Genomic DNA, 16,386 nt, shown 5'->3' with positions numbered 1-16,386 from the left:
GATCGACACAGGGGAAGCGAAGGCATGACTGAAGCCGTTTTGGGCGCAATGAGCGGACTGCGCGTCATCGATCTCACGCGCGTGCTCGGCGGTCCCTACTGCACCCAGATCCTCGCCGACCACGGCGCCGACGTGATCAAGGTCGAGCCGCCCGCCGGCGACGAGGTGCGCGACTGGGGCCCTCCGTTCCACGACGAAGACGCGGCCTATTTCATCGGCATCAACCGAAACAAGCGCTCGATCGGCCTCGACCTCGCCTCCGAGGGCGGCCGTGTCGTGCTGCTGAAGATGCTCGAGACCGCCGACGTCCTGATCGAGAATTTCAAGCCGGGCACGCTGGAGAAATGGGGCATCGGCAACGATGTGCTCAGCAAGAAATTCCCGCGCCTGGTGCATTGCCGGATCTGCGGCTTCGGCGCCGACGGTCCGCGCGGCGGCAATCCCGGCTATGACGCCATCATCCAGGCGATGACCGGCATGATCGCGGCGACCGGTTCGCCCGAGAGCGGACCGATGCGGATCGGCGTGCCGCTGGTCGACATCACCACCGGCCTTTATGCGGCGATCGGCATCCTGATGGCGCTGTCGGAGCGGCAGCGCTCGGGCCAGGGCCAGTTCCTGGAGACGACGCTGTACGAGACCGGCCTTGCCATCATGCATCCGCACACCGCGAATTATTTCATGCACGGCAAGCCGCCGTCGCTCACCGGCAACGAGCATCCCAACCTCGTGCCTTACGCGATCTTCCCGACCAGGACCGACGATATCTTCATCGGCGTCGGCAATGACGGCACCTTCCGCAAGCTCGCCAAGGAAATCGGCAAGCCCGAGCTCGGCACCGATCCGCGCTTTGCCCGCAACAAGGACCGCATCGCCAATCGCGAGGCGCTGCGGGCCGAGCTCGCCGCCGTGTTCAGCCAGCACGAGGCCGAGCCGCTGTGCAATCGTCTGCTCGCCGCCGGCCTGCCCGCAGGTCCCGTGCAGAAGATCGACCAGGCCTTGACCAACCCGCACACGATCGCCCGCGGCGATGTCATCGAGAAGGACTGGTACAAGGGCGTGGCCTCGCCGATCCGGCTCGATCGCAGCAAGCCGAGCCTGCGCCGCCTGCCGCCGAAATTCAGCCAGCACTCCCAGGAGGTGCTGGGCGAGTTCGGCTACTCCAAATCGGAGATCGACGCGATGGTCGAAAAGGGCACGGTCTGCGGCCCCGAGCGCAAGCGCTAAACGCCCTCGCCGCCTCACCCGAGCAAATGCCGCACTGCGGCGCGGGCACGCATGTGCACCGCGAACGGAGGAAGCTGCGCGCTCGGCATTCGCCTATTTGACGGCTTCCCTTTTGGCCGCGCTTGCTGCTTTCGTTTCTCCCGCTTACACAGTCATGTGAACGTCATATGGCGCTGCTAGCGCAAGCGCTTCTTTTTGACGGCCAAGGGAGGTTTACTTGATGGCTCTTCGACACTTTGGGGCGGCTGCCGCAGTTGCGATCACGATCGGCATGGGCGCATCGCCGGCCTTGGCCGTGACCGAAATCCAGTGGTGGCACGCGATGACCGGCGCCAACAACGACGTCATCGTCAAGCTCGCCACCGACTTCAACGCCTCGCAGACCGACTACAAGGTGATCCCGACCTACAAGGGCAACTATCCCGATACGATGAACGCCGGCATCGCGGCGTTCCGCGCCGGCAACGCCCCGCACATCATGCAGGTGTTCGAAGTCGGCACCGCGACCATGATGGCCGCGACCGGCGCCGTAAAACCCGTCTACAAGCTGATGGCCGAGGCCGGCGAGAAGTTCGACCCCAAGATCTACCTGCCCGCCATCACCGGCTACTACTCGACCTCGAAGGGCGAGATGCTGTCGTTCCCGTTCAACTCGTCGTCGACCGTCATGTGGGTCAACCTCGACGAGCTCAAGAAGGCGAATGTCGAGATCCCCAAGACCTGGCCGGAAACGTTCGAGGCCGCCAAGAAGCTGAAGGCTGCGGGTCATGACACCTGCGGCTTCTCGGGCTCCTGGGTCACCTGGGTCAATCTTGAGCAGCTCTCCGCCTGGCACAACGTGCCGCTCGCCAGCAAGGCCAACGGCCTCGACGGCTTCGACACCGTGCTGGAGTTCAACGGCCCGCTTCAGGTCAAGCATCTCGAAACCCTGGTCGAGCTGCAGAAGACCAAGACTTACGACTATGCCGGCCGCACCAACACCGGCGAAGGCCGCTTCACCTCCGGCGAATGCCCGATCTACCTGACCTCGTCGGCGTTCTTCGGCAACGTCAAGGCGCAGGCCAAGTTCAACTTCACCGCCGTGCCGATGCCATACTATCCGGACGTCAAGGGCGCTCCGCAGAACTCGATCATCGGCGGCGCTTCGCTCTGGGTGATGGGCGGCAAGTCGGCCGACGAATACAAGGGCGTGGCGAAGTTCCTGACCTTCCTCTCGGACACCGATCGCCAGGTCTACATCCACAAGGCCTCGGGCTATCTGCCGATCACCAAGGCGGCCTACGCCAAGGCGAAGGAAGAAGGCTTCTACAAGGATCAGCCCTATCTCGAGACCCCGCTGATCGAGCTGACCAACAAGGAGCCGACCGACAATTCGCGCGGTCTGCGCCTGGGCAACATGGTTCAGCTGCGTGACGTCTGGTCGGAAGAGATCGAGCAGGCGCTGGCCGGCAAGAAAACCGCCAAGCAGGCGCTCGACGCCGCCGTCGAGCGCGGCAACACGATGCTGCGGCAGTTCGAAAAAACCGCCGTCAAGTGAGGCGATGAGCGGCAGGCCGCAAGCCGGCCTGCCGCTCACCTGACATCATGCAAAAGCAAGCCATTTTCCAAGCAAAACTATTGCCCTACGCGCTGGTTGCGCCCCAGCTCGCGATCGTCTTGATTTTTTTCTACTGGCCGGCCGCGCAGGCGGTGATCCAATCCTTCCTGCTCCAGGACGCCTTCGGTCTGTCGACAAGCTTCGTCTGGTTCGAGAATTATCAGGACCTGTTCAAGGACCCGGCCTATTTCGAGGCGGTTGTCCGTACGTTCGTCTTTTCGTTCGCCATCGCCGTCTCGTCGCTGTCCTTCGCGCTCTTGCTCGCCGTGATGGCGGACAAGCCGCTGCGCGGCTCAATGCTCTACCGCACGCTGCTGATCTGGCCCTATGCGGTGGCGCCACCCGTCGTCGGCGTGCTCTGGATCTTCATGCTGCATCCCTCGCTCGGCGTGCTGTCGCGCTATCTGCGCAACCTGGGCGTCGACTGGAATCCGCTGCTCGACGGCAACCAGGCGGCTGGGCTGATCATCCTCGCCGCGGCGTGGAAGCAGATCTCCTATAATTTCCTGTTCTTCCTCGCCGGCCTGCAAGCGATCCCCCGAAGCGTGTTCGAGGCCGCCGCGATCGACGGCGCCCGTCCGATGCGGCGGTTCTGGACCGTGACCTTCCCGCTGCTGTCGCCCACGATCTTCTTCCTGCTGGTCGTCAACATCGTCTACGCCTTCTTCGACACCTTCGGCATCATCGACACCATGACCCGCGGCGGTCCCGGCACATCGACGGTCACGCTGGTCTACAAGGTCTATTCCGACGGCCTGCTCGGCGGCAATCTCGGCAGCTCGGCAGCGCAATCGGTGATCCTGATGGTCATGGTGATCGTGCTGACGGGAATCCAGTTCCGCTTCGTCGAACGCAAGGTGACCTACTGATGGTCGAAGAAGAGGGCTTTCGGCGCTACGTCGCCCACGCGATTCTCTGGATCGGGATCGCGATCGTCGCATTCCCGGTCTACATCGCGATCGTCGCCTCGACCCAGGACAACGCCCTGATCGCGAACGGGCAGATGTCGCTGCTGCCGGGCGGCCATTTCTTCGAGGTCTACTACAAGACCATCTTCGTCGGCACGAGCGGCTCGACCCGCGAGCCCGTCGGCAACATGATGCTGAACTCGCTGGTGATGGCGCTGGCAATCGCGATCGGCAAGATCGCGATCTCGATCATCTCGGCCTATGCGATCGTGTATTTCCGCTTTCCGTTCCGGATGGCGATCTTCTGGATCATCTTCATCACGTTGATGCTGCCGGTCGAGGTGCGCATCTATCCGACCTACAAGATCGTCGCCGATTTGCACATGCTCGACAGCTATGCGGGCCTCGCGCTGCCGCTGATCGCGTCGGCCACCGCGACGCTGCTGTTCCGCCAGTTCTTCATGACCGTGCCGGACGAGCTGCTGGAGGCCTCGCGCATCGACGGCGCCGGCCCCTTGCGCTTCTTCTGGGACACGCTGCTGCCGCTGTCGCGCACCAACATGGCGGCGCTGTTCGTGATCCTCTTCATCCTCGGCTGGAATCAATATCTCTGGCCGCTGCTGATCACCACGCGTGACGACATGCAGACCATCCAGGTCGGCATCCGCAAGATGATCACCACCACCGACGCGCTGACCGAATGGCCGATCGTGATGGCCACCGCCGTGCTCGCCATGCTGCCGCCGGTGTTCGTCGTCGTCGCCATGCAGAAATTGTTCGTGCGCGGCCTGGTCGAGACCGAGAAGTAGGTTTTTGGAAATGAGTTTTCATGGCTAACGTCACCCTGCGCAACGTCCGCAAGACCTATCCCGGCGGCTTCGAGGCCATCAAGGGCGTCAACGTCGATGTCGGCGACGGTCAGTTCTGCGTGCTGGTCGGTCCCTCCGGCTGTGGCAAATCCACATTGCTGCGCATGGTCGCAGGTCTCGAGACCGTCACCGGCGGCGAGATCGACATCGGCGGCCGCGTGGTCAACCAGATCGAGCCCGCCGATCGCGACATCGCGATGGTGTTCCAGAACTACGCGCTCTATCCGCATATGAGCGTCTTCAACAACATGGCCTACGGCCTGCGCAACCGCGGCATGAAGGAGGCCGAGGTCAAGACCCGCGTCGACGAGGCCGCACGCGTGCTCGAGCTCACGCCAATGCTGGAGCGCAAGCCGCGCCAGCTCTCCGGCGGCCAGCGCCAGCGTGTCGCCATGGGCCGCGCCATCGTGCGCCAGCCGAAAGTGTTTCTGTTCGACGAGCCGCTGTCGAACCTCGACGCAAAGCTGCGCATCGCGATGCGCGTCGAGATCCGCAAATTGCAGCGCCGGCTCAACACGACGTCGATCTACGTCACCCACGACCAGCTCGAGGCGATGACGCTCGCCGATATTCTCGTGGTCATGAATGGCGGCCAGGTCGAGCAGGTCGGCAATCCGCTCGCGATCTACGAGAAGCCGGCGACGACCTTCGTCGCCTCCTTCATCGGGGCACCGCCGATGAATTTGATGTCGACGCGCGCCGATGAGATCAAATCGCAGCTCGGCGGCGGCGCAACCGATGCCGGCATCCTCGGCATCCGCCCTGAAGACTTCGTGATCACCGACCAGACCCCGGCCGGCGGTGTCGCACTGCCGCTGACCGTGGAAGCGATCGAGCGCGTCGGCGCCGAGACTTTCGTCTACGGCACGCGGGCCCAGGACGAGCAGCGCGTCGCCGCCACCCCCGGCGAGCTGCCGCCCGGCGAGGTCATCGTCCGCATTCCCGGAACCGAGGCCCCAGCCATCGGTGAGAGGATCCGCGTCGCCGCGGTACGGCCGAAGCTGCACCTTTTCAGCGGCGACGGGCGGACGCGGATCGAGGCCTGACCGGTTCCGAGGGCCGGCCGATCAAAAACGCGAAAAACAACCCCATGCACAGTAGCCGGGGGTTTGATTTCATTGAGATAAATCGTCGGCCGATTCGTCATGCCCGGGCTTGCCTGAGCATTTGCGTTCCCGGTGACGAATTGGGCGCTTCCGCGCGACCGCGGGCGGGGTCAGGCGCGAAAATGGGCAATCCACAGGCCCCCGCTACGTCCTTGAACCCCCAAGGGGTTATGACCATATTGCTGACCAAGGGGCGCCGCTTCCGGGCCCTGAAATGCCAAAGTCGCTTCGAGAGGACTTTGTAAACTATGTCTCGTGTTCCCACGCTTTCCAGTCCGTTCCTTCTGGGCTTCGACGAGATCGAGCGCGTGCTTGATCGCGTCGTCAAAGGCGCTGACGGCTACCCTCCCTACAATATCGAGAGGTGCGACCGGTCGGACGGCCAGCCCGAGCGGCTGCGGATCACGCTGGCGGTCGCCGGATTCACCCGCGACCAACTCGATGTAACCATTGAGGAAAACCAGCTCGTGATTCGCGGGCGGCAGCAGGACGACAAGACCCGGCAATACATCCATCGCGGCATCGCCGCGCGCCACTTCCAGCGCACCTTCGTGCTGGCGGAGGGGATGCTCGTGCTGGGAGCGGATCTGAAGAACGGGCTGCTGTCGGTCGATCTTGCCCGGCCTGAACCGGAGAGGATCGTTAAGACAATCGCTATCAATGAGCACGAATAATGGAACGAGTAGCGGACTCGACCGCTTAGTTTCTGTGAAGGAGTCGAGACCATGAGTGAAGGTCACGTTGCGTTCGAATACGAAGCCAAGAACGTCTCGCCCGAGACGCTGGCAACTCTCGGCGAAGGTCATATCGCCTATGTGAAGCAGATCCGCTCCGAGGATGTGCCGGGCCTGTTTCCCGAAGCGCCAAAGATCGCGCCGGGCCTCAAGCTCTTCGCGCTCCACGCCGCCGACGGCACGCCGATCATGCTGACCGACAGCCGCGAAGCCGCGGTCGCCAACGCCTGGAGCAACGAGCTGCAAGCCGTGAGCGTGCACTGACGCACGCTTAGCGCGACATCTGCGAATTCAAATGCGCGGGCATGCCTCAAGGCGGCCCGCGCATTTTTTATGGACCATCCCATGACGCGGCACCAAGCGGACGCCTCGCTTTCTTTGTGCTATGGCCCGATATCCTCCGGCTACTCGATCAGCCGGATCGGGCTATGGAAGCGTGACCAGACCATCATGACCGACGAGCCAATCGCGTACATTGGAGGTGCTCAGGCTCGATTCGTTGAGGTGGTGTTGGCATTTCGCCGTTGGGCTGATCGCTACCCTGTTGACCAGAGATCTGGCGAGTGGGAATGCGACTATGGAGAATGGCCCGCGATCACGACTGCCTTCGCCGCGTTCCTGGATTCGGGCGTTCCGCAGCATTGGAGCGCTCCTATCGTCGAGTTGCTGCTTTACATCCTTGCTCGCGACAATGAGGTGGAGGTACTCAAGCGCGAGTTGATGACCAAGCCGGCTCATCTGCTGGCTTTGGCGAGGGTAGCCCCGCATTCACCGGAGCGAGATGCCCGGTGGCAACTCGCCGATGCGCTTGGGAGCGACGAATTTGCCGCCGATGAAGTCGAACCGCTGTTGGAGCAATTCTTTCACGACGCGGATGAGTATGTAAGCCGGCGAGCGCTTCTTGCTCTCGCGCGCAGGCGGTCGAAAAGGTCGGAGACGCTGGCGCTTCGCGCGTGGAGCACGGAGTATGAATATCAGCGGATGGCCGCGCTCGAGGCACTTTCCGCGGTTAACTCGCCGTTGTTGCCGTCATATCTCGATCTCGCTCAGCGCGACGGGCGGCAGTATCTCGTCAATTTTGCCAATTCGCTCCGCGCGAAGCCGGCTTCAGAAGGTAGCGAGTAGGAGAAGGCGACCACATCGACCAAATGTCGTCTTGCACCGCTCGGGTATTGCCGACGCACCGCCACCCTTGATTAGCTGCCTGACCGCCCTGCCAGCCGCGCGCGAATGTCCGGCTTCAGCACCTTGCCCACCTTCGAGCGCGGCAGGTCGTCCCGGACTTCGATCAGCTTCGGTGTCTCACCGTCGCCCGCGCTCCCGCCATTTTTCTTCGCCGACCAGACAGGACACCCGGGGCTCTTTCTCGGCGGTTCGGACGATCCTCCCCTCCGGCGTGAGGCCCGCAACTTCGAGAACAAGCTTGGTCCGGATCGCTTCCTGGATTTTTTCGCGATCCTTGATTGTCATGATGAAGGCACCCGGCCCTCCGATCACGCAGTCCTCGTAATAGAGATCGAGATTCTCGATATCGGTCGTCAAATAGGACGGCTCCTTCACCATGATCGGCAGGCCGTTGATGATGATGCCTTTCTCAACGGCAGCGTCGCGCGCGCCGGTGACGGGGGCTCCGTCGTTGTTCGGCCCATCGCCGGAAATGTCGATGACGCGCCGCGACCCGCGATAGGGATTCTCTTCGAACAGCTGCACTGCGAAATTGATCGCGCCGGAAATCGAGGTGCTCGAACCTCGGCGAATCGGCGTTTTCATGATCTCGGCGGCCACGGCGTCCGCCGATTCCGGGCCGTCGATCACGCGCCACGGAATGATGATCCTGTCGTCGCCCGACATCGACCACTCGAAATAGGTCAGAGCCACCTTGCTGGCCGGACGGGCCCTTAGCGCCTGAAGAAAGTCTTTCGAGACGATGGCCTGTGCATAGCCCTCGCGCTGAATGGCGAGTTCGTCCAGATCCATCGAATAGGAGACGTCGACGGCGATAACGAGCTCGACATTGACGGACAGTGCGCTGTGCCTGGCGTCGGCTATCCCTGATTTCGGGCTCGGCGCGGCAATGCTGGCAACGTCACCTCCGACGATCGCCCCCGCAACAAGCACCGCCCCGACCGAGACACACCAGCGCATGGCGGCCCTCCCGTCCGTTCAAAAGCATGGTGACATCCAAAACGCGCATCGAAAAGCGGAAACATGCCTTTGCTTGCCCGGACACGGATGAGAGTTCCAGGCCCGCGCGAATGTCCGCGTCAGCGCGTCTCGCGGACATCTTCGAAGCGATGGGCCTTCAATAAGATGCGCCTCAGCCGCCTGAACGCTCCGCCAGCCGCGCGCGGATGTCCGGCTTCAGCACCTTGCCGACCTTGGAGCGCGGCAGATCGTTCCAGACTTCGATCTGCTTCGGTGTCTTGACGCTGCCGATCCGCTGCTTGACGAAGGCCGCCAGCGCCGTCGCATCGACGCTTTGGCCGGCGCGGGGCTGCACAACGGCGACGATCCGCTCACCCCATTTCTCGTCCGAAAGGCCAATCACGGCGCAATCCTGCACCGCCTCATGCGCCCGCAGCGCGTTCTCGACCTCGATCGAGTAGACGTTGAACCCGCCGGTGATGATCATGTCCTTGGCGCGATCGACGATATAGAGGTAGCCGTCGGCGTCGACGCAGCCGATGTCGCCGGTGTGGTGCCAGCCATGTGCGGAGGCTTCCGCCGTCGCCTCGGGATTTTTGTAATAGCCCTCCATCACCAGCGAACCGCGGACCACGATCTCGCCACGGGCGCCGGTCGGCAGCAAATTGCCGTCGCCATCCATGATGCCGGCCTGCACCAGCGGGCTGATCCGCCCGGCCGAGGCGAGACGCTCCATCGCGATCGTGCCGTCGGCATTGTAATGCTCGCTAGGTGCCATCATCGAGATCATCATCGGCGCTTCGGTCTGACCGAACAACTGCGCCATCGGCCCGATACGCTGGAGCGCTTCCGCAAGCCGCGCGGCCGAGATCGGCGCCGCGCCGTACCAGAAACATTGCAGAGACCCGAGCCTCGCGGAGTCGAGCTTCGGATGATCGAGCAGCATGTAGATCACGGTCGGCGGCAGGAAGGTGTGCGTGACACGGTAGCGCTCGATCAGATCGAGAAATTCGGCGATGTCGGGGTGATGCATGATCACGATGCGGCCGCCAAGCGCCATGATCGGGAAACACAGCACGCCGGCCGCGTGGGTCAGCGGCGCAAGCGCGAGGTAGATCGGGCGGCCCTTGAAGGGATAGCCCATCAGCGTCAGTGCCGTCATCGCCTCGATGTTGCGGCCCGACAGCATGACCCCCTTCGGCTTGCCTGTGGTGCCGCCGGTGCCCGGGATCATCGCGAGATCGTCGACCGTCTCGCGTTGATAGTGGTCGTCTGAAAGGCCGGCGAGCCAGCTGTCGAACGAGGGCGCGAAGGACAACTCGGCATCGAGACAGACGACGGCGCGCAGCTTTGGCAGCTCTGCACGCACCGCCTCGACCATCGACGCGAAGCTCGAATGAAACAACAGCAGGCTGCAGTCGAATTGCTCGAGGATGAGCCGATTTTCGGCCGCCTCGTTGCGCGGATTGATCGGGCACCAGACCGCGCCCGCGCGGGAAATGCCGAACACGCAGGCAAACGCGACCGGATCGTTGCCGGAAAGGATTGCGACCTTCTCGCCGGCAGCAATGCCCGATCGCGCGAGCCCGCGCGCGACGCGGTAGCTCAGCCGCTGCACCTCGCGATAGCTGAGGTCGCGTCCATCCATGGTGAGGCACGGCGCGTCGGCGCCGAGCGAGGCACCTTTGTCCAGGTAATCGATGAAGCGCATGATCAACACCCGAAGCAGAGCGGGTGACGCGGAGGACCGCGCCACCCGCGATTGACTCAATCGTGCACGGTCAGAACAGGCTTGCTGACGAGCCCGAAGCTGCGCAATTGCCCGAGCAGCTCGTGATGGCCGAACGCCTGGCAGCCGGAGGCGAAGCCTACGCGCTTGGGCGGCTGCTGCAGCAGGTGCGCCGCGGCATAGGCCTGCAACATGCCGGTCTGCTTGTAGTTGCTGTTGCCGTTGATGACGCAGTGCGCGCGCCCCAACGGGCCGGAGGCATGCACCGAATCCAAGGACTTGTTGACGCGCGGGTTCTCGCGCGGCGGCATGGTGTTCATCACACCGGCGGCGGTCTGCGCCAATGCGGCGTAGCGCTCGTCGGGATTCATATCCTTGGTCGCCTCCAGCGCGGCCGCGACGATCTGCGGCACGCCCAGCATCAGCGCGCGATTGAACACGCCGCCCAGCACCTTCACGTTGGCCACGCGCGGATCGCGCTTGAACCACACCGGGTGCGAGGTGCCTCCCCAGGGCAACGCCAGCGCCAGCTCGTGCTGGCCGGGGATGGCGAGGTTGTAGAGGCCGGCATCGGGCTGATGCTCGACGTATTTGTTCTGCTCCAGGTAGTAGGCCTTGGCCATCGCGGCGTTGACCAGGATGGTCTGCGTCGATGCGATGGTCGGGCTGCCACCCCAGAACACGGCAATGTCCAGCGTGTCGAGGCCGGGCGTCTCCAGGCACAGCTGCGCGGCGATCTCGCCGGTGGTGTACATCTGCGCGATGCCTGGCGCCAACAGCAGCCCGGCATTGGTGAACTTCGTGCCCCACTCCTGCTCGAGCGTGATCAGCCAGTCCTGCTCACCGGTGGTGTCGGTGTAATGACACTTGGAAGCGAGGCAAGCCTGCACCACTTCGCCGCCGAACTTGGCGAAGGGACCCACGGTGTTGAGCACCACCGAGGCGCCCTTGAACAATTCAGTCAGCGCAGCCACGGTGTGCGGCACCTTGACCACCTCGTAGTCGGCGGTCTCGATGCCCGCTACATTCGACTTCATCGCGGCGTTGAGCTTCTCATTGCTGCGGCCGGCGGCGATGAAGGGGATGTTGTATTCGCGTAAGTATTCACAGACCAGCCGGCCAGTATAGCCGGAAGCGCCATAGACGATGACGGGCTTCTTCTCGCTCATTGCGTTCCTCCGAAATGCTTGTTGTCCGCTTTGTTGCTACATGCCCATGCCGCCATCGACCGGCAGTCCGATGCCGGTGATGAAGCGCGCCTCGTTCGAGCACAGGAACACCGCGGCATCGCCGATGTCCGTGACCTCGGCGAGACGGCCGAGCGGGGTTTGCTCCACCACCGAGCCGACTGCGGCGTTGACGTCAGCCGCGAGCCCGACCTTGACGATGTCGTTGGCGAGCTGCATGCCCATGTCGGTCGGGATCAGGCCCGGATAGATGCAGTTTACGCGCACGCCGAAACCGAGCTTGCCGGCTTCCATCGCTCCGACCCGCGTCATGCGGTCAACCGCGGATTTGGTGCCCGAATAGACCGCGATGCTCGGGAAGGCGATCGTTGCCGCAACCGAGGCGATGTTGACGACGGCGCCGCCCTTGCCGGCCGGCCCGCCCGGGCGCATGGCACGGAAGGCGTGCTTCATGCCGAGCACGGTGCCAACGATATTGACGTCGCACATCCGCCGCGCGTCCTCGGCCTTGACCTCGGAGATCAGCGACGTGATCTCGATGCCGGCATTGTTGATCAGAATGTCGTAGCCGCCGAGGGTTGCGACGGTCTTGGCAACCGCCCGCTCCCATTGATCGTCGTCGGTGACGTCGAGCTGGACGAAGCCCGTGGCGACGTCTTCCTTCGCGATAGCGGCTGCGCTTGCGCGGCCGGTCTCTTCCAGGATGTCGGCGATCATGATCGAGGCGCCGGCTCGCGCCAGCGCTTGCGCGATGGCCGCCCCGATTCCTCGGGCACCGCCGGTGACCAGGGCTTTCCTGCCTGCAAGGCTCTTCCCACTCATGACGCACTCCTCCGTTGCTGGTGATCGATTCGTGCTGCGCCAATCGGCGCGCACCAAGTCGATGGGCGCAGGCCTTTCGGCGGCACCCAGCGAAGCGTTCCTCCATGGTCGGACGTCTTGACGACTGTCCAAATTCTTGGTCCGAACCTCCGCCAAAATCTTGACACTTGTCAAGAACGAATTTGACAGTTGTCAAAGGAAGTGGTTGTGAGGGGATGGAGCATTCCGCGGTCGACGCGGTATAAGTCCTTGAAAGAACGGGACTGAGGATAAGGACAAGATGGCGCGGCAGGTGACGGGAGCGGCCCGGCGTGTGGCTGATGCGGCCGAGGTGCTGCGCGACGAGAAGTTCAACGCGCGGCGCGTCGAGCTTGCCGAGGCCGCGCTCGAAACGCTTGGAGAGCTCGGCTTCGCACGCACCAGCCTGCGCGAAATCGCGCAGAACTCGGCGTTCACGCACGGCGTGTTCCACTATTATTTCAGCGACAAGCTCGACCTGATCTGCTGCTGCGTCCGCCACTACAAGGCGAAGTGCGTGACGCGATATGACGATGTCGTCGCGACAGCAACGAGCCGCGACGAATTGACGGAGGGTTTCCTCGCCAAGCTCGCAGCAACGCTGCAGAACGAAGCCCGTATGCACCGCCTTTGGTACGACCTGCGTTCGCAGGCGATGTTCGAGGCGGCGTTTCGCAAGGATGTACTCGAGATCGACAAGAGCCTGGAAGCGATGATCTGGCGCATCGCCTCCCGCTATGCCGAGCTCGGCGGCAAGCGGCCGGCATCGTCGCCCGCCGCGCTCTATGCGCTGTTCGACGGTCTATTCCAAAGTGCGCTGCTCAAGCACCTCGCGGGTGACAAGACGGCGATTCCCGAACTGCTCGACGAAGTCCGGCGCCTGCTGCCGACGGTCTGCTGACGCGCACGAGCGGCGCCGGCGAAGGCGTGGCGCTTTCATTCGGGTGATAGATCGCCTGCGCTCTCCTCGTCATTGCGAGCGCAGCGAAGCAATCCAGAATCTTTCCGCGGAGAGATTCTGGATTGCTTCGTCGCTTCGCTCCTCGCAATGACGGAGAGTAGGGTTGCAGCGCGGCCCTGCTCTCGCATCACTTCAAAAAGCCAAGTCCTTCGCGCGCCGTGTCCGCGGCCCATTGGTCGCCCGGCGGCAGTGCGAGCACGCTATTGAAATCGGCGCGCGCATGTTTGGCGTCGGACAGCTTCATGTAGAGGATGCCGCGATTGACCAGAGCGACCTGATTGCCGGGATCGAGCCGGATCGCCTCATTGTAGTCGGCGAGCGCGCGGGCGTGCTCTCCGATGTCGCGCAGCGTGCTGGCGCGATTGCTGTAGGCCATCGAATTTCCCGGCTGCAGCCGGATGCCCTCGTCGAAATCGGCAATGGCGCGACGATCATCGCCCTTCTTGCGCCAGGCGGTTGCGCGAACGAAGTAGGCTTTCTCGAAGGAAGGCATGATCCTCGTGACGTCATCGAGCTCGCGGATGGCGCTGTCGGTGTCGTCCTTTTTCAGGAGAACGATGGCCCGGCAATAATGACCGCCAGCACTCCCGGGCTCCAGACGGACGGCGGTGTTGCAGTCGTCGAGAGCCTCGTCGATCTTGCCCTTGTCGAAATGGACGGTGCTTCGCAGCTCGTAGGGCCATGCGGCGGCGGGATTGCGCCGCATCGCCTCGTTGTAATCGGCGACGGCATGATCGGAGTCGCGCTTCGCCGCATACGCTTCCCCTCTCTTGATAAGAGCAAAGTAGGCTTGCTTAGGATTGCGTTCGATGGCCTCGGTAAACGCGCCGATCGCCAGATCGAAGTCGCGATTGTTGAAATATTCGAGGGCACGGGAGGTGTAGGACGGTCCGTAGCCGGGATCGAGGCGAATGGCCTCGTTGTAATCGGCCAACGCGCGATCCCGTTCGCCCTTCGCCGAATAGGCGCGGCCGCGGCAGTTGTAAGCCCGCCCGAAATTCGGATCGATCCGTATCGCGGCGCCGCAGTCCTCGAAGGCGCGATCCTTGTCCCGCTTGAGGTACCAGGCTTCGCCACGCAGCTCGTAGGCAACCGCGTTGGTCGGATCAGCCGCAATGATCTCGGTCTTTTCGGCGATGACGCGGTCGTTGGACGTCTCGTCGGCATGGACGGCAACCGTCACGGCAATGGTGACCGAGCAAAGCAGACCGAAAATCCGGCCGATCGAACCGCAATTCATGGCTCAAAAGATCCTGCACCGAAGCCGCGCCGGGTCGCGCAAGCGGGCGACGATCGAACCCGGCGGAGAAACATCACAGCGCCCGGCTGCGAAAATAAGTCGCAGACGGCGGGGCTTCGGTTCGAACGGATGAGGGCCGCCCCTGCGGTCTCACCAGGCGTAGCGCAGGACGCCCTTGCCGGCGTAGCTGCGCGTGACGTGCAGCGATTACGCCGCTACCGAGCGCTCTAACGCAGCACGACCTCGATCGGCGCCTGGTCGTTCAGGCCGAGGGGCGCAGCGGGATCGGGCGGAGTGGCGCCGCAGACCGGGTTGCCCCCGGCCCCAAGCGAGCAGGCGCCTGCGTCGCGCGGAATGATTGCGAGCCGGCCGTCGACATAGGTGATGTCGTAGTTCGCGGATGTCAGCCCCAAGGCGGCGATGCCGTAGACCCCGGGATTTCGCGTGCCCTGGGCCGAGCCGCCGTAGACGAGCGTGCCGGACAGCGCGGACAGCCCCTCCCCGTTCACGAAGCCGGAATAGATCGCGCTGCCGCCGGAGAACGGCACGCCGTCGTAATTCTTCGTGACGCCGTTGACTGCAATGGTGAGCGGCGCCTTGTTGACGGTCAGCGAACCGTCGACATAGGTGATCGCATAGTTGGCCGAGGAGAGGCCCGACGCCGTCAGGCTGTAGCGGCCGGCATTCACCGCGCCCTGCGCCGTGCCGCCATAAAGAAGCGTGCCCGACAGCACGGATGCAGTCTCGCCATTCATGAAGCCGGAATAAGCGACGCTGCCGCCGGAGAAGGCGAGGCCGTCATAGGTCTTGGACGCGTTGGCGCTGATGGTGAGTGGCGCCCTGTCGATGGTGAGGCCGACCGCGACCAAGCCGACATAGACCGCGCCGCCCGAGCCGGTCGCGCTGAGAACGTCGGGGCCGCTGAGATTGTAGCTGCCCGCGCCCAATGCGGTGGTGACTGCGCTGCCCCAGCCGAGCGTGACGCGATTGGCGTTCACACCGGTCATCGTCAAGCCGCCGAGCGAGGCCAGCGTGCCATAGGTGGTGCTGGCCGAGCCCGCGACGTTGACATAGGCATCGTAGACGGTGTCGCCGAACGCGCGCAGCACCGGCATGCCATTGTTGGCGCCGCTGACGGACTTGCCCCAGACGGCGGCAAAGTCATAGCCGTTGTTGATAAAGGTGAAGGGATCGCGCAGCTGGGCCGTGGTGAGCATGCCGCCATCGCAGATGCCGCCGCCGAAAGATGCGCCACAGGCGGCGCTCTGCCCCGATGTCTCCCTGTTCGCATAGCTTTGGGTGACGTCGCCGCCATCCCAATTCATCCCCACGATCGCGCCGACATTGCTGGTTCCCGACACGGTGCCCGCGAAGTAGCTTCGGCTCACATGGCTTTCCTGATTCACCCCCACCAGCCCGCCGACCTCGGAATTTCCTGAAACCGCTCCCGTGGCGTAGGAATCGAGCACCGAAACGGCTTCATTGCTGCGCCCGACCAGCCCGCCAATCGAACGCGTTCCGGACACATTGCCGGTCGCGTAAGACTGGCTTACCACGGCGCCGTACCAGCTGCCTCCCACCAGCCCGCCGACCGAATCGACACCGGACACGTTGCCGGTGGCGTAAGATCGCTCCACCCGACTGTACTGTTGGAACCCCACCAGTCCGCCGGCAGATGTGCCTGTGCCGCCAATTGCGCCGGTGCCCGAAACATTACCGGTGGCGTGACTGTCGGTGACGAGACCGATGTTGCTGTATCCCAACAAGCCACCGACATTGATGCCGCCGGATACGGTACCCGTGGCATAAGAGTGGCTCACCGTACCGATGGCATAATCCCCGG

Annotated in this window: 15 protein-coding genes; 9 read left to right on the top strand and 6 right to left on the bottom strand. The window is 63.5% G+C overall.

The window, feature by feature from the left end; all coding sequences use genetic code 11:
- Positions 1-24 precede the first annotated feature (24 nt).
- From AC1DW2_RS13865 to AC1DW2_RS13830, 8 genes are all read left to right on the top strand, one after another.
- Positions 25-1,227: a CaiB/BaiF CoA transferase family protein gene (locus AC1DW2_RS13865; protein ID WP_477006340.1), complete on the top strand. Its 1,203-nt coding sequence runs from the start codon at positions 25-27 to the stop codon at positions 1,225-1,227.
- Positions 1,228-1,447: 220 nt separating this feature from the next.
- On the top strand, positions 1,448-2,764 hold the full coding sequence (ugpB, locus tag AC1DW2_RS13860; RefSeq protein ID WP_135214036.1) for a sn-glycerol-3-phosphate ABC transporter substrate-binding protein UgpB: 1,317 nt from the start codon (positions 1,448-1,450) through the stop codon (positions 2,762-2,764).
- A gap of 47 nt (positions 2,765-2,811) precedes the next feature.
- On the top strand, positions 2,812-3,693 hold the full coding sequence (ugpA, locus tag AC1DW2_RS13855; RefSeq protein ID WP_063980179.1) for a sn-glycerol-3-phosphate ABC transporter permease UgpA: 882 nt from the start codon (positions 2,812-2,814) through the stop codon (positions 3,691-3,693).
- Positions 3,693-4,541 (top strand): sn-glycerol-3-phosphate ABC transporter permease UgpE, encoded by an 849-nt coding sequence (gene ugpE / locus AC1DW2_RS13850; protein WP_063980180.1) that lies wholly within the window; start codon positions 3,693-3,695, stop codon positions 4,539-4,541. The genes ugpA and ugpE overlap by 1 nt, the downstream gene beginning before the upstream one ends.
- Before the next feature lie 20 nt (positions 4,542-4,561).
- Entirely contained in the window at positions 4,562-5,647 is a 1,086-nt protein-coding gene (locus AC1DW2_RS13845; RefSeq protein ID WP_477006339.1) for a sn-glycerol-3-phosphate import ATP-binding protein UgpC, read from the top strand.
- 308 nt (positions 5,648-5,955) lie between these two features.
- A complete protein-coding gene (locus AC1DW2_RS13840) occupies positions 5,956-6,381 on the top strand; it encodes an Hsp20 family protein (RefSeq protein WP_014438749.1) in 426 nt (141 codons plus the stop codon).
- Between the two features lie 51 nt (positions 6,382-6,432).
- The gene (locus tag AC1DW2_RS13835) at positions 6,433-6,705 is read left to right on the top strand and encodes a BQ00720 family protein (protein WP_011083553.1); all 273 of its coding nucleotides are present in this window, start codon (positions 6,433-6,435) and stop codon (positions 6,703-6,705) included.
- An 81-nt stretch (positions 6,706-6,786) separates the two neighbouring features.
- Complete coding sequence (locus AC1DW2_RS13830; RefSeq protein ID WP_477006338.1) at positions 6,787-7,566, top strand: HEAT repeat domain-containing protein; 780 nt, start codon at positions 6,787-6,789, stop codon at positions 7,564-7,566.
- A gap of 177 nt (positions 7,567-7,743) precedes the next feature.
- Here the strand turns inward: AC1DW2_RS13830 and AC1DW2_RS13825 are convergent, their stop codons facing one another.
- The 4 genes from AC1DW2_RS13825 to AC1DW2_RS13810 all read right to left on the bottom strand — a co-directional run bounded on the left by AC1DW2_RS13825 (position 7,744) and on the right by AC1DW2_RS13810 (position 12,324).
- Positions 7,744-8,586 (bottom strand): DUF1194 domain-containing protein, encoded by an 843-nt coding sequence (locus AC1DW2_RS13825; RefSeq protein WP_477006337.1) that lies wholly within the window; start codon positions 8,584-8,586, stop codon positions 7,744-7,746.
- A gap of 172 nt (positions 8,587-8,758) precedes the next feature.
- The gene (locus tag AC1DW2_RS13820) at positions 8,759-10,297 is read right to left on the bottom strand and encodes an AMP-binding protein (protein ID WP_477006336.1); all 1,539 of its coding nucleotides are present in this window, start codon (positions 10,295-10,297) and stop codon (positions 8,759-8,761) included.
- A gap of 56 nt (positions 10,298-10,353) precedes the next feature.
- Positions 10,354-11,484: a DUF5938 domain-containing protein gene (locus AC1DW2_RS13815; protein WP_477006335.1), complete on the bottom strand. Its 1,131-nt coding sequence runs from the start codon at positions 11,482-11,484 to the stop codon at positions 10,354-10,356.
- Positions 11,485-11,520: 36 nt separating this feature from the next.
- Positions 11,521-12,324, bottom strand: coding sequence for an SDR family NAD(P)-dependent oxidoreductase (locus AC1DW2_RS13810; protein WP_477006334.1), 804 nt, complete (start codon positions 12,322-12,324; stop codon positions 11,521-11,523).
- A 280-nt stretch (positions 12,325-12,604) separates the two neighbouring features.
- On the opposite strand from AC1DW2_RS13810, the gene AC1DW2_RS13805 reads away from it, so the two are divergent.
- Positions 12,605-13,243, top strand: a complete 639-nt coding sequence (locus tag AC1DW2_RS13805) for a TetR/AcrR family transcriptional regulator (protein ID WP_085405011.1) — start codon at positions 12,605-12,607, stop codon at positions 13,241-13,243.
- A gap of 187 nt (positions 13,244-13,430) precedes the next feature.
- Here AC1DW2_RS13805 and AC1DW2_RS13800 read toward each other — a convergent pair whose 3' ends face one another.
- Both AC1DW2_RS13800 and AC1DW2_RS13795 read right to left on the bottom strand, forming a co-directional pair.
- Positions 13,431-14,543 carry a tetratricopeptide repeat protein gene (locus AC1DW2_RS13800; RefSeq protein ID WP_477006333.1) on the bottom strand — a complete coding sequence of 371 codons (1,113 nt, stop codon included), beginning with the start codon at positions 14,541-14,543 and terminating at the stop codon, positions 13,431-13,433.
- A gap of 227 nt (positions 14,544-14,770) precedes the next feature.
- Positions 14,771-16,363 carry an MBG domain-containing protein gene (locus AC1DW2_RS13795; RefSeq protein ID WP_477006332.1) on the bottom strand — a complete coding sequence of 531 codons (1,593 nt, stop codon included), beginning with the start codon at positions 16,361-16,363 and terminating at the stop codon, positions 14,771-14,773.
- Positions 16,364-16,386 lie beyond the last annotated feature (23 nt).

The organism is Bradyrhizobium sp. P3_C3 (genome assembly GCF_056402655.1).
This window is presented reverse-complemented; position numbering and strand designations above follow the sequence as displayed.

What these genes read in the sequence shown, in the direction of transcription:
- AC1DW2_RS13865 (WP_477006340.1), top strand. Translation starts at nt 25, where the DNA reads ATGACTGAAGCCGTTTTGGGCGCAATGAGCGGACTGCGCGTCATCGAT.
- ugpB (WP_135214036.1), top strand. Translation starts at nt 1,448, where the DNA reads ATGGCTCTTCGACACTTTGGGGCGGCTGCCGCAGTTGCGATCACGATC.
- ugpA (WP_063980179.1), top strand. Translation starts at nt 2,812, where the DNA reads ATGCAAAAGCAAGCCATTTTCCAAGCAAAACTATTGCCCTACGCGCTG.
- ugpE (WP_063980180.1), top strand. Translation starts at nt 3,693, where the DNA reads ATGGTCGAAGAAGAGGGCTTTCGGCGCTACGTCGCCCACGCGATTCTC.
- AC1DW2_RS13845 (WP_477006339.1), top strand. Translation starts at nt 4,562, where the DNA reads ATGGCTAACGTCACCCTGCGCAACGTCCGCAAGACCTATCCCGGCGGC.
- AC1DW2_RS13840 (WP_014438749.1), top strand. Translation starts at nt 5,956, where the DNA reads ATGTCTCGTGTTCCCACGCTTTCCAGTCCGTTCCTTCTGGGCTTCGAC.
- AC1DW2_RS13835 (WP_011083553.1), top strand. Translation starts at nt 6,433, where the DNA reads ATGAGTGAAGGTCACGTTGCGTTCGAATACGAAGCCAAGAACGTCTCG.
- AC1DW2_RS13830 (WP_477006338.1), top strand. Translation starts at nt 6,787, where the DNA reads ATGACGCGGCACCAAGCGGACGCCTCGCTTTCTTTGTGCTATGGCCCG.
- AC1DW2_RS13825 (WP_477006337.1), bottom strand. Translation starts at nt 8,586, where the DNA reads ATGCGCTGGTGTGTCTCGGTCGGGGCGGTGCTTGTTGCGGGGGCGATC.
- AC1DW2_RS13820 (WP_477006336.1), bottom strand. Translation starts at nt 10,297, where the DNA reads ATGCGCTTCATCGATTACCTGGACAAAGGTGCCTCGCTCGGCGCCGAC.
- AC1DW2_RS13815 (WP_477006335.1), bottom strand. Translation starts at nt 11,484, where the DNA reads ATGAGCGAGAAGAAGCCCGTCATCGTCTATGGCGCTTCCGGCTATACT.
- AC1DW2_RS13810 (WP_477006334.1), bottom strand. Translation starts at nt 12,324, where the DNA reads ATGAGTGGGAAGAGCCTTGCAGGCAGGAAAGCCCTGGTCACCGGCGGT.
- AC1DW2_RS13805 (WP_085405011.1), top strand. Translation starts at nt 12,605, where the DNA reads ATGGCGCGGCAGGTGACGGGAGCGGCCCGGCGTGTGGCTGATGCGGCC.
- AC1DW2_RS13800 (WP_477006333.1), bottom strand. Translation starts at nt 14,543, where the DNA reads ATGAATTGCGGTTCGATCGGCCGGATTTTCGGTCTGCTTTGCTCGGTC.